Here is an 11,626-nt window from a genome sequence, read left to right as displayed (position 1 = left end):
GCTCTTTTAATTGGAGTATTAGCTTTTAGCTCTTGCAGTAGCGATGATAGTAAGGATGATTCATCAGGCGAATGTAAAACTTGTGAAATATTCACTGTTACTCAAGAATATTGTGATAACGGAGACGGATCAGTTACAATTACTACAAATGGTCAAGAAGAAATAGAAGATTTAGATGGTGCTACATTTGCACAGTTTATTATAGGTATTGAGCTTTTTGGGACTTGTAACTAGAAAGCATTATTGATAATAAAAAAAGCCGTCTAATTTATTAGATGGCTTTTTTTAATCATTAAGCTTTAAAACCGCCATAAACGCTTGTTGGGGAATTTCTACATTACCCACCTGACGCATACGTTTTTTACCTTTCTTTTGTTTTTCAAGAAGTTTACGCTTACGAGAAATATCACCACCATAACATTTTGCAGTAACATCTTTACGGAGTGCTTTAATGGTTTCACGAGAAATAATTTTGGCTCCAATAGCTGCTTGAATTGGGATATCAAATTGTTGACGCGGAATAAGTTCTTTTAACTTTTCACACATTTTTTTACCAATATTTTGAGCATTATCAGCGTGAATTAAAGCAGATAAAGCATCAACTGTTAGTGCATTTAACAAGATGTCTAAACGCACTAGTTTTGATGTTTTCATACCAATTGGATGGTAATCAAACGAAGCATAACCTTTTGATACTGTTTTTAATCGATCGTAAAAATCGAATACAATTTCTGCTAATGGCATTTCAAATGTCATCTCAACACGCTCTGTAGTTAAATAGGTTTGATTTAAAACAATACCTCTTTTTTCAATACAAAGCGACATTACATTACCAACAAAATCAGACTTTGTAATTATAGTTGCTTTTATATAAGGCTCTTCAACTCTATTAACCGTAGATGGGTCTGGTAAATCTGAAGGGTTATTTACTATGAAAGCTTCGTCTGGATTTTTATTTGTGTAGGCATGATACGATACATTGGGCACGGTAGTTATAACCGTCATGTCAAACTCGCGCTCTAAACGTTCTTGAATAATTTCCATGTGCAGCATGCCTAAAAACCCACAACGAAAACCAAAACCTAGTGCTGCAGAACTTTCTGGCGCAAACACTAACGAGGCATCGTTTAATTGCAGTTTTTCCATAGAATTACGAAGCTCCTCGTAGTCTTCAGTATCTACAGGGTATATACCCGCAAAAACCATAGGTTTTACATCTTCAAAACCTTCAACGATATTGGTTGTAGGGTTTTCGAAATCGGTGATTGTATCACCTACTTTTACTTCTTTAGCTGTTTTAATACCTGTTATTAAATAGCCAACATCGCCTGTCTTTACACTTTGTTTTGCTACCTGAGAGAGTTTTAAAGTTCCAACTTCATCAGCATAATAATCTTTATCTGTTGCAACAAACTTTATATGTTGCCCTTTTTTAATTTCGCCATTAAAAACTCTAAAATAGGTTTCAATACCTCTAAAGGTGTTGTAAACCGAATCAAAAATTAAAGCTTGCAATGGTGCATTCGGGTCGCCTTTTGGGGCGGGAACGCGGTCAATTATGGCCGATAAAATATTATCTACACCAAAACCTGTTTTTCCACTAGCGTGAATAACTTCTTCTGGGTCGCAACCTAATAAATCAACAATATCATCCGTAACTTCTTCTGGATTGGCACTTGGTAAATCAACTTTATTTAAAATTGGAATAATTTCCAAGTCGTTTTCTAAAGCTAAATACAAATTAGAGATGGTTTGTGCTTGTATACTTTGTGCTGCATCTACAATAAGTAATGCGCCTTCACAAGCAGCAATAGAACGTGATACTTCATAAGAGAAATCGACGTGACCAGGAGTATCAATAAGATTTAAAATATATTTTTCACCTTCATGTTCATAATCCATTTGGATAGCGTGCGACTTTATAGTGATACCACGTTCACGCTCCAAATCCATACTATCTAGTAATTGGGCCTGCTGTTCTCTAGCGGTTACTGTACCTGTATAATCCAATAAACGGTCCGCAAGTGTGCTCTTACCGTGATCTATATGTGCAATGATGCAAAAATTTCTGATGTTCTTCATAGTCAACAATCTTCATAAAAAAGATTTTGCAAAGATAGTTTAATTATTTAGCTATAAATAAACTAGTCATGCCATTCTGTAATAAATAGGTTAGTTTCTCCTTTAATGTATTTCAGAATGTTAGCCCTTTTAGTCTTTCCATTCTGCAATAAACAAATTAGTGTCTCGACCGCCACCGTTATTTCGGTTTGATGAAAATGCTAAATACTTACCATCATTAGAAAACACTGGAAAGGCATCAAAAGTTTCACTATGTGTAACACGTTCTAGGTTTTTACCATCAATATCAATTAAGTATAAATTAAATGGGAAACCACGTTCTGCTTCAAAATTAGATGAGAACAATATTTTTTTTCCTGAAGGATGAAAAAACGGACTCCAATTGGCGTTTCCTAAATCGGTTAATTGACGTAAATCACTTCCGTCTGCATTACAAATGTAAAGTTCCATATCTGTAGGTTCAACCAAGCCTTCTGCTAATAATTCTTTGTATGCTGCAATTTCTTTATCAGTTTTTGGGCGTGATGAACGGAAGATAATTTTTGTGCCATCAGGCGAAAAGAAGGCACCGCCATCATAACCTAATTCATCAGTAATTTGTTTTACACCTGTTCCGTCGAGGTTCATAGTGTAAAGTTCTAAATCACCACTTCTGGTTGAAGTAAACACGATTTTATCGCCTTTCGGTGATACTGTTGGTTCCGCATCATAGCCTTTTTCATTGGTTAATTGGTTTACAATATTACCTTCTAAATCGGCTACAAAAATGTCGAAAGAGTCATAAACGGGCCAAATGTACTTTCCGTTTTTACGAAGCGGAGTGTCGGGACATTCTTCATCACCTAAATGTGTGGAAGCATAAATAATATGCTTGTTATCTGGTAAAAAATATGAGCAGGTGGTACGTCCTTTTCCTGTTGATACCATTGGCGGAATTTTGTCTTCAAAAGTTTCGTCAATATCCATTAAAAACATTTGATCGCAACTTACGTTCCAGTTTTTGTTATTAGATTGAAATACTATTTGTTTATCATCAAAACTCCAATAAGCCTCGGCGTTATCACCTCCAAAAGTGATTTGTCTAATAGATTTAAAATGATTTTCTTCAGGAAAAATTAATGAGTCTTTAACAATTTCAACTTGATTTAGGTCTTCAACATGTTTCTTTTTTTCGTCTTTACATGCAAAAACTACTAAAACTAATGCGGTAAGGTATATTCGATTCATTTTGAAAAAGATATAAGTAATGATTAAATTTGAGTAAAATTAATATATATAACTATGAAATACTTATTTGCACTTCTTTTTTTAGTTTTTTTAAATTCATGTAAAAAAGAAACCGTAAAATCGATAACCATAAAAGAAGATGTTACGTTCTTGTCGGACGATGCTTTGGAAGGGCGTCAGACTGGAACTGAGGGCGAAAAAGCTGCCGCTAAATACATCGCAAAACGGTTAGAAGATTTAGGGCTAGAGGGTAAAGGAAAAAATGAATATTTTCAAGTGTTTTCGTTTAAGCCAAAAACGAATCCGCATCAAAAGGTAAACTACACGGTAAAAGACGGAGATAGCATTATTACTGGAACAAATGTTTTAGGTTTTATAAATAATAATGCTGAAAATACGATAGTTATTGGTGCACATTATGATCATTTGGGTTATGGTGCAGAAGGGTCTTTACATAGAGGAGAACAAGCCATTCATAATGGCGCAGATGATAATGCGAGTGGAGTGGCAGTAATGCTAAATTTAGCTGAAAAACTAAAAACTAAAAACATGAATAACAACTATTTATTTATGGCATTTTCTGGTGAAGAAATGGGTTTATTGGGATCTAACTACTTTGTAAAAAACGCAACAATTGACACTAAAAGAATAAACTACATGATCAATATGGACATGGTAGGACGCTTAAAAGCAGATAGCACGTTAGCTGTTTATGGCGTTGGAACTTCGCCTATATTAAAACAAACCTTAAAAGCGCATAACAGCAATTTTAAATTGATTCAGAAAGAATCGGGTATCGGTCCAAGCGATCATACATCTTTTTATAATGTCGATATTCCTGTGTTGCATTTTTTTACGGGTCAGCATGAAGATTATCATAAACCAAGCGACGATTTTGAAAAGTTGAATTACAAGGGCATGCAAACTATTTCTAATTATATTTTTGAAGTTATTTCAGATCTAGATAACAACGGAAAATTGCCTTTTAGAAAAACAAAAAATGAGAGTGAAGAAACACCTAGGTTTAAAGTTGGTTTAGGTGTTATTCCAGATTATTTATTTGATGGTAAAGGCATGCGGATTGATGGTATTAGCGAAGACAAACCAGCACAAAAGGCAGGCTTACAAAAAGGCGATATTGTTGTAAAACTAGGAGATAGCACGGTTGTAGATATGATGAGTTATATGAAGGTTTTAGCTACTTTTGACAAAGGAAATAAAACAAAAGTAGTCGTTGATAGAAAAGGTGAATTGGTTGAAGCAGAGATTAACTTCTAAGACAGATAATGATTAAAACTAAACAAGACTTCATTAATAAGATACACTTGATTATCTCAGTTTTAATCGTTGTTCCTGTGTCCTTTGTTTATGGTTTTAATCCTGATTTACAATTCGATATTCATATAAACACTATTGATGAGCACAACTTTTTTAAAGCCATAATGGGGTTGTATTTGGGATTTTCCATAGTATGGCTTTTCGGGATTTTTAAAACAAACTATCTGAAAATTGCGTTAGTATCTAATATGATATTTATGCTTGGTTTAGGTTCTGGAAGAGTCTTAAGTTTGATAGTTGATGGCACACCTACTTTCGGATATCTTTTTGGAACTTTCGCAGAATTATTTTTGGGTGTTTATGGGTTTTGGGTTTTAAAAAGATGGATTAAGCAACAATTACAAAAAAATAAACGCTAATTTTTAAGAATGAAAATGAAAACAGTTTTAATAATTTTAGGCACAATACTACTCATTTTTCTATTAGTTCAAGTGGTATACCATTTTAAAGTACAAAACGGTATTGAGAGCTACCCATACAAAGCTGTTAAAAGCTATGATAAATTTGAAATCCGTCGTTATGAAGCCAGTTTATTTACTACTGTTAAATTAAATAGTAGTGATTATAAAAAAGCTTCAAGTGAAGGGTTTTCTGTTTTGGCGGGTTATATTTTTGGAGGGAATGAAACTAATGAAAAGATATCCATGACATCGCCAGTATCCATGAGTTTAGAAGATAGCACAACCATGATGTTTATGGTGCCTAAAAAGTTTAAAAAAGAAGATTTACCAAAACCAAACCAATCCAATATTGAATTTAAAGAAGAACCTGCAAAAACGGTTGCAGCAATTAGCTTTGGTGGTTGGGCTAATTCCAAGAAAATTGAGTCTTACAAAAATAAATTAAAAACGGTTTTAGATAACGAGGGTATTGCTCATACTAATAAATTTTACTTTTTTGGATATAACGCCCCTTTTGAAATTATAAAAAGGCGAAATGAAATTATTTTAGAACTACAATAGTATTATTATTTATCCGCTATTAAAGCGCTTAAAGTAGCACCTAGAATAATAGATAGTCTTTTGATTAATGAAATTATATGAGTATTTCAAAGACGAATTTTTTTACAGATATAAATATTTTTATGGTACATTTAGAACTTAATTTAAATGAAGGTTTATGAAATTTGCTGTCTCCATTTCGTTTTTTGTTTTTGGATTATTTGGTGCTTTTGCTCAAATAAGCAACGTGACAGAAGAATTTCCATTACCCGCTTCTTTAAGTGAATCGTCTGGGATAATTTATTTTAATGGTAAGCTTATTACACATAATGATTCTGGAGGAAATAATGAATTGTATGAAGTTGATTTAGGAACTAAAGTAGTAATAAGAACAGTTACCATTTCAAACGCTCAAAATGTAGATTGGGAAGATATAACTCAAGACGAAACCAGCATATATATTGGAGATATTGGTAATAATATTAGCGGAAACAGAACTGATTTAAAGATTTATAAAATTAATAAAACTGATTATTTAAGTATGGATACGGTTACCGCCGAAACCATATCATTTAGTTATTCTGACCAGACAGATTTGACAGCTACGAGTGCTAACAATACAGAATGGGATGCTGAAGCTTTGGTTTCCTATGATGCGTCAAATTTAATTGTATTCACTAAAAACTGGATAAATGGAATAACAAAAGGCTATTTGGTTTCAAAAACACCCGGGACGTATTTATTAAGTCCATTAACCACAACATTAAACAGTAATGGGTTAATTACAGGTGGAACATATAACCCGTTAACTGCTAAATTATATTTAGTAGGTTATAACAATATTTTACAACCTTTTGTTTGGGAGTGCGAAAACTTTACTGGCAGCGATGTTTTTTTCGGGTCTACTAATCGAACCGATTTATCCTCTTTATCATTTGAACAGGTAGAGGCTATTACTTTTGTGGACGAAAATAGTTATTATATTACCTCTGAGGCCTTTGACCAAGGCATAACAGATTATGCAAAGTTGATATCATTTTCAACAAATGATGTAGCACTTTCAATGGATGCTGAATATAAAACGAATAATTTAGCCTTATTCCCAAATCCAGTGGAAGACGTTTTACACATTAAAGGTTCAGAAATAGCAAGTGTTCAAGTCTATGACACCAAACAGGTGAAACTATATGATGGCAATAATTTTTTAATTGATATGTCTCCATTAAGTTTGGGAATATATTTTGTCAATGTCCGTTTTAATAATCACACTTCTGTTATTAAAAAAATCATCAAGAAGTAGTTTACACAACGCTATTTGATGTAAGTTTTAAAACCTTATTTTAATTTGATAAAAGGACTTAATTCTTTGCCAACATTTCTAAAACCATAACAACCCGTTTAGTTGCGCTCACAATTTTAAAAAAGATGCTGAGGTTGCAGAACGTTTATAGATACAGGCCCAAATAGGATCTGCATTTATTTTATAAAAACGAATAATTAAATTCCTAAAATTTTAGCATCAACAGCAAAAACACTTTTTATGGTGATGCTAATTTGTTCAGAGGTTGTTTCGTCTGCAACAGCTACAACTCGCAATGTAAACTGATCTTCTTTAACATAGTCTTCAAGCTCTTTATTCAAGATTTTTAAGTCAAGTACTCGTGAATTTGAATTTTCAATATCTATTAAATTAGCTATTTCCGTTTCCTCGACATTTTCAGTTTTAATGTATATCCGAATGTCTTTTAAAAAATTGAAATGGGCAGTCTCTGGGTCGGTGATGTTCAGCGTCAAACTTTTTAAACGAATACTTTTTATTGAGTTTTTGTTGGTGTTGTTATTTTCAAAAGTGGTTTCATTTTCAGTTTCAATATCAGGAGTATTTAAGCTAATAGGAATGTTTATGATGCTTACAGGAGGAATCGTGTATTCGATTTCATAATCAATATCAAACTTTGTTAGTTCATCTACCACACTGCAATTAAGAAGGAGTAAACACAGTATACATAATAGGTGTATATTCTTTTTCATGTTTAAAAAATTCAAAATCTAATATACATATTTCAATTTAAGTTGCGCCTGCTTTTTATTTTCATGTAACTAGTAAGTAAAGAAATAATAAATACTTTATTTTTGTTTAAATTTTAAATATTTGGTAAAAATAGACAACATAGAACTTCCTGATTTTCCATTGCTTTTGGCGCCAATGGAAGATGTTAGCGACCCTCCGTTTCGTGCTTTATGCAAGGAGCAAGGCGCCGATGTGGTGTATACCGAGTTTGTATCTAGCGAAGGTTTAATTCGTAACGCTGCAAAAAGCGTTATGAAGTTAGATATTTATGAAAAGGAACGACCAGTAGGTATTCAAATATTTGGAGCAAATCTCGATAGTATGTTGCAAACTATTGATATTGTTTCGGCATCTAAACCAGATATAATCGATATTAATTTTGGGTGCCCTGTAAAAAAAGTAGTAAGTAAAGGTGCGGGAGCAGGTATTTTAAAAGATGTGTGTCTAATGGAGCGACTTACTGCCGAAATGGTAAAACGCACCAATATACCTATTACCGTAAAAACACGGTTGGGATGGGATCACGATTCTATTCGTATTGTTGAGGTAGCAGAACGCTTGCAAGATGTAGGCTGTAAAGCCATCGCTATTCATGGGCGTACTAGAGCACAAATGTATAAAGGTGATGCTGATTGGAAACCGATTGCAGATGTAAAAAACAACGCACGTATGCACATTCCTGTATTTGGAAATGGGGATATAACCAGTCCTGAGCGTGCTATGGAAATGCGAGATGAGTATGGATTAGATGGCGCCATGATTGGGCGTGCTTCTATTGGAAATCCATGGTTTTTTAAACAGGTAAAACACTTTTTTAATACAGGCGAACATTTAGATCCTATTTCTTTGGAAGAACGTGTTGAGGCAGCGCGTAGACATTTACAGATGGCTATTGATTGGAAAGGGGAGATTTTAGGTGTTTTTGAAACCCGCCGTCACTACACCAACTACTTTAAGGGCATTCCGCATTTTAAAGAATACCGCATGAAAATGGTAACTTCTGATCATTCTCAAGATGTTTTTGCAGCCTTTGAAGAGGTGTTGGAGAAATTTGCAGGACATCAGTTTACAGAGTAAATTAATAATGTTGCACCATAGATTTTGTTATACGTACTGATGCAATTTTAGATGCAATTATTCCTAAAATGGAGATGGTTAAAAAGACGATAAAGAAGTTTTCTATCTTAAGGGTTACTGGGTAAGCCAGCGTTGGGGTTATCATGACCAAACTAAATGCTTTTTGGAGCGCTATTATAACAAGTGCAACTCCTAGCCCAATGAGACCGCCAACAACACCAATTAAAGTGCCTTGGTAAAAAAATATTTTCCGAATGTCTTTTACGGTGGCACCAATGTTGAATAGTGTGTTTAAGCTTCGTTTTTTGTCAAGCATCATCATAATTAACGAACCAACAACATTAAAAAATGCAATGATTAATACGAGAGTAAAGATGAGGTATACCGCTAAGTTTTCGGTGTTTAGCATTTTGTAAAGCGCGTCGTTCAGTTGCGCTCTATTTTTTAATATCACTTTATCGCCTAAAATAGCTTGAATATTGTCTTTGGCTTGAGTTTCATCCGCCTCATTTTTAAGTCTAAATTCTATGGACGAGATTTGGTTGGGTTCGTAATTAAGAAGGTGTTTGGATAAATCTATAGGAGCATAAACGTAGGTGTCGTTTAGGTTTTCGTTAATATAAAACACACCAACACTTATTGTGTTTACACTGTTAAATGCATTTTTTGTGCTTGTTATTTGTCCTTTTCCAGGTTTTGGAACATAAACGGTTATGGGTTTTGTAAAATCTAAAACCCCAAGTGACAAGCTATTTGAAATGCCCCATCCAATTACGAGTTGATTGGATTTTTGTTCTAACCAATTCCCATGATCTAAAGTAGAATCAATAGTCACTACATTTTGAAAATGTTCGTCAACACCTTTTATAACAGCGAGTGTGTTTTTATCTCCAGAAGCTAAAAAAACACGTTCTTCTACAACTTTAGAATAATAAGCAATATCCTTTAAATTATTGAGTTTATTTATTTCGTCGTCGGTTAGGATAAACGATTTTCCAATGGCTGTTTCGGCTTTTAAATCCGGATCAACCTGACTTGTAAATTGAAGTGTAAAATCTTTTAAACCTGCAAAACCAGAAAGCACAATAAATAGTGATGCTGAACCTAAAATAACGCCAATTATAGCAATATAGGTTATAAAATTTATAGCGTTGTTAGTACTCTTAGAGCGTAAATAACGTTTTGCTATGTATAGAGAGAAACTCAATTAGAAAATTAAGATTTTTTTCTTTTGTCTAGAATTGTTGGGTCTTTTATTGGATTTTCTTTGCCTTTTAAAGATTTTTCTATTTGGTCAATATACTCTAAAGAATCGTCTATAAAAAACTCTAAATTAGGCATACGGCGGAGTTGGTGTCTGGTACGCTGCGCTAATTCATGTCGAATTACGGGTGTGTTAGATTTTATACCTTCAAGAAGTTCTTTAGCCTTATCATTAGGAAAAATACTTAAATAGACCTTAGCAACGCCTAAATCTACAGTCACTTTTACTTTAGAAACCGATATTAAAACACCACGCATACCGCCTTGAGTGGCAGCACCTTGAAGCACTTCTACTAAATCCTGTTGTAAAACGGTTCCTATTCTTTTTTGTCTTTGACTCTCCTCTATATCACTCATGTGTTATTACCTATTAAAGGTTTAGTATGCAAAAATAGCGGATATTTAAAGATTATGTTACTTTTAGGGTGCTATTTTCATATCTTGATATGGAATTTGAGAGATTTCCGCTTTCTTAGAAATGAAAAAACTAAATATTTTGATGAATAAAATTGAACATATTGGTATTGCAGTAAAAAACCTTAAAGACTCTAATGAATTATTTTTTAAACTTTTTGGAGAACCTCATTATAAAACAGAAGAAGTAAAAAGCGAAGGCGTTAACACCTCTTTTTTTAAAGTTGGTGATAATAAAATTGAATTGTTAGAAGCTACAAAAGAAAATAGTCCGATCAATAAATTTATAGAAAAAAAGGGGGAAGGGATTCATCACATAGCCTTTGATGTTGATGATATAGTAGGTGAAATTAAGAGACTTAAGAAAGAGGGTTTCAAGGTATTAAATGAAACACCTAAAAAAGGCGCCGATAATAAGTTGGTAGCTTTTTTACATCCAAAATCATCAAACGGTGTTTTAATTGAGTTGTGCCAAGATATAAAGGGATAATTTTTCTTGCTAACAATTAAAATAAGTAGTAATATTGCACTCCAATTTCGGTCCTATAGCTCAGTTGGTTAGAGCACCTGACTCATAATCAGGTGGTCCATGGTTCGAGTCCATGTGGGACCACTAGTAAAATAAATGGTTTGCGACGTTTTAACGTTTCGAACCTTTTTTATTTGCAAAAAATTTGCAGAAAAAAACACGTCATTTGTCATTAATATTAATTTTTGCTAACGTGGCTGTGTATGATTTGGCAAGTTTGGTGTGTCAAATCGGTTTCAGTTTATCTTGAAGTTTACAAGTAGCAAAATTTGCGTAATTACTGATTCAGCTTGCTGAAACATACACGTTGTTACCATTAGTTATTTTAATGCAAGAAATAAATTTTAATTTTCCCTTGATATGAAATTATATATATTCGTGGAATAAAATAAAATTGAGAGATTAATTATATATGTTTCGTGGACGCGCTTTTTTTCATACTTTTGTGACCCATGTGACCCATGTGACCCAATGACCATGCAGAATAAAAGAATATTTGCCTCATTCTTATTTGTATTAATAAGTTTTGTGTGTGTAGCTCAGACACCACCACCACCGCCTGCTCTACCACCACCACCACCAGGTTTACCTATTGATGGAGGTTTGCTTTATGGTATGGCTTTCGCCTTATTTTATGGGGTTAAAAAGTTATTACTTAAACGAAATAACTAAAATTAGTTGTTT

The 11,626-nt window shown here is 33.5% G+C and carries 13 protein-coding genes and 1 tRNA gene; 9 read left to right on the top strand and 5 right to left on the bottom strand.

The features are described from left to right. Nucleotides 1-234 (top strand): hypothetical protein (locus QZ260_RS09780; RefSeq protein WP_295985599.1); only part of this gene is annotated, 234 nt, incomplete at its 5' end. Nucleotides 235-285: 51 nt separating this feature from the next. Here QZ260_RS09780 and lepA read toward each other — a convergent pair. Both lepA and QZ260_RS09770 read right to left on the bottom strand, forming a co-directional pair. Beyond that, nucleotides 286-2,082 carry a translation elongation factor 4 gene (lepA, locus tag QZ260_RS09775; protein WP_295985596.1) on the bottom strand — a complete coding sequence of 599 codons (1,797 nt, stop codon included), beginning with the start codon at nt 2,080-2,082 and terminating at the stop codon, nt 286-288. A 129-nt stretch (nt 2,083-2,211) separates the two neighbouring features. Continuing rightward, the gene (locus QZ260_RS09770) at nt 2,212-3,309 is read right to left on the bottom strand and encodes a hypothetical protein (protein WP_295985593.1); all 1,098 of its coding nucleotides are present in this window, start codon (nt 3,307-3,309) and stop codon (nt 2,212-2,214) included. A 54-nt stretch (nt 3,310-3,363) separates the two neighbouring features. Here QZ260_RS09770 and QZ260_RS09765 point away from each other — a divergent pair, with 54 nt between their 5' ends. The 4 genes from QZ260_RS09765 to QZ260_RS09750 all read left to right on the top strand — a co-directional run bounded on the left by QZ260_RS09765 (nt 3,364) and on the right by QZ260_RS09750 (nt 6,888). Beyond that, on the top strand, nt 3,364-4,587 hold the full coding sequence (locus tag QZ260_RS09765; protein ID WP_295985592.1) for a M20/M25/M40 family metallo-hydrolase: 1,224 nt from the start codon (nt 3,364-3,366) through the stop codon (nt 4,585-4,587). 8 nt (nt 4,588-4,595) lie between these two features. After that, a complete protein-coding gene (locus tag QZ260_RS09760) occupies nt 4,596-5,006 on the top strand; it encodes a DUF4345 domain-containing protein (protein ID WP_295985589.1) in 411 nt (136 codons plus the stop codon). Between the two features lie 9 nt (nt 5,007-5,015). Next, the gene (locus QZ260_RS09755) at nt 5,016-5,609 is read left to right on the top strand and encodes a heme-binding protein (RefSeq protein WP_295985587.1); all 594 of its coding nucleotides are present in this window, start codon (nt 5,016-5,018) and stop codon (nt 5,607-5,609) included. Nucleotides 5,610-5,766: 157 nt separating this feature from the next. Further along, nucleotides 5,767-6,888 carry a T9SS type A sorting domain-containing protein gene (locus QZ260_RS09750; protein WP_295985585.1) on the top strand — a complete coding sequence of 374 codons (1,122 nt, stop codon included), beginning with the start codon at nt 5,767-5,769 and terminating at the stop codon, nt 6,886-6,888. A gap of 197 nt (nt 6,889-7,085) precedes the next feature. On the opposite strand, the gene QZ260_RS09745 is transcribed toward QZ260_RS09750, so the two are convergent. Then, complete coding sequence (locus tag QZ260_RS09745; protein WP_295985583.1) at nt 7,086-7,619, bottom strand: hypothetical protein; 534 nt, start codon at nt 7,617-7,619, stop codon at nt 7,086-7,088. Between the two features lie 121 nt (nt 7,620-7,740). Between QZ260_RS09745 and dusB the strand changes: the two genes are divergently transcribed. Continuing rightward, entirely contained in the window at nt 7,741-8,736 is a 996-nt protein-coding gene (dusB, locus tag QZ260_RS09740; protein ID WP_295985581.1) for a tRNA dihydrouridine synthase DusB, read from the top strand. A 1-nt stretch (nt 8,737) separates the two neighbouring features. Here dusB and QZ260_RS09735 read toward each other — a convergent pair whose 3' ends face one another. Next, complete coding sequence (locus QZ260_RS09735; protein WP_295985578.1) at nt 8,738-9,943, bottom strand: FtsX-like permease family protein; 1,206 nt, start codon at nt 9,941-9,943, stop codon at nt 8,738-8,740. A gap of 8 nt (nt 9,944-9,951) precedes the next feature. Further along, nucleotides 9,952-10,356 carry a 30S ribosome-binding factor RbfA gene (rbfA, locus tag QZ260_RS09730; protein ID WP_295985576.1) on the bottom strand — a complete coding sequence of 135 codons (405 nt, stop codon included), beginning with the start codon at nt 10,354-10,356 and terminating at the stop codon, nt 9,952-9,954. A 142-nt stretch (nt 10,357-10,498) separates the two neighbouring features. Between rbfA and mce the strand changes: the two genes are divergently transcribed. The 3 genes from mce (at nt 10,499) to QZ260_RS09715 (ending at nt 11,614) form a co-directional block, all read left to right on the top strand. After that, a complete protein-coding gene (gene mce, locus QZ260_RS09725) occupies nt 10,499-10,903 on the top strand; it encodes a methylmalonyl-CoA epimerase (RefSeq protein ID WP_295985573.1) in 405 nt (134 codons plus the stop codon). Between the two features lie 49 nt (nt 10,904-10,952). Beyond that, a tRNA-Ile gene (locus tag QZ260_RS09720) sits at nt 10,953-11,026 on the top strand. Between the two features lie 393 nt (nt 11,027-11,419). Continuing rightward, nucleotides 11,420-11,614 carry a PID-CTERM protein-sorting domain-containing protein gene (locus QZ260_RS09715; protein ID WP_295985570.1) on the top strand — a complete coding sequence of 65 codons (195 nt, stop codon included), beginning with the start codon at nt 11,420-11,422 and terminating at the stop codon, nt 11,612-11,614. Nucleotides 11,615-11,626: the final 12 nt, after the last annotated feature.

Source organism: uncultured Algibacter sp. (assembly GCF_905480415.1).
Taxonomy (GTDB): Bacteria; Bacteroidota; Bacteroidia; order Flavobacteriales; family Flavobacteriaceae; genus Algibacter_B.
This window is presented reverse-complemented; position numbering and strand designations above follow the sequence as displayed.

Coding starts and splice junctions, on each gene's coding strand:
- QZ260_RS09770 (WP_295985593.1), bottom strand. CDS start 3,309: ATGAATCGAATATACCTTACCGCATTAGTTTTAGTAGTTTTTGCATGT.
- rbfA (WP_295985576.1), bottom strand. CDS start 10,356: ATGAGTGATATAGAGGAGAGTCAAAGACAAAAAAGAATAGGAACCGTT.
- QZ260_RS09750 (WP_295985585.1), top strand. CDS start 5,767: ATGAAATTTGCTGTCTCCATTTCGTTTTTTGTTTTTGGATTATTTGGT.
- QZ260_RS09760 (WP_295985589.1), top strand. CDS start 4,596: ATGATTAAAACTAAACAAGACTTCATTAATAAGATACACTTGATTATC.
- QZ260_RS09765 (WP_295985592.1), top strand. CDS start 3,364: ATGAAATACTTATTTGCACTTCTTTTTTTAGTTTTTTTAAATTCATGT.
- QZ260_RS09745 (WP_295985583.1), bottom strand. CDS start 7,619: ATGAAAAAGAATATACACCTATTATGTATACTGTGTTTACTCCTTCTT.
- QZ260_RS09715 (WP_295985570.1), top strand. CDS start 11,420: ATGCAGAATAAAAGAATATTTGCCTCATTCTTATTTGTATTAATAAGT.
- QZ260_RS09755 (WP_295985587.1), top strand. CDS start 5,016: ATGAAAATGAAAACAGTTTTAATAATTTTAGGCACAATACTACTCATT.
- mce (WP_295985573.1), top strand. CDS start 10,499: ATGAATAAAATTGAACATATTGGTATTGCAGTAAAAAACCTTAAAGAC.
- lepA (WP_295985596.1), bottom strand. CDS start 2,082: ATGAAGAACATCAGAAATTTTTGCATCATTGCACATATAGATCACGGT.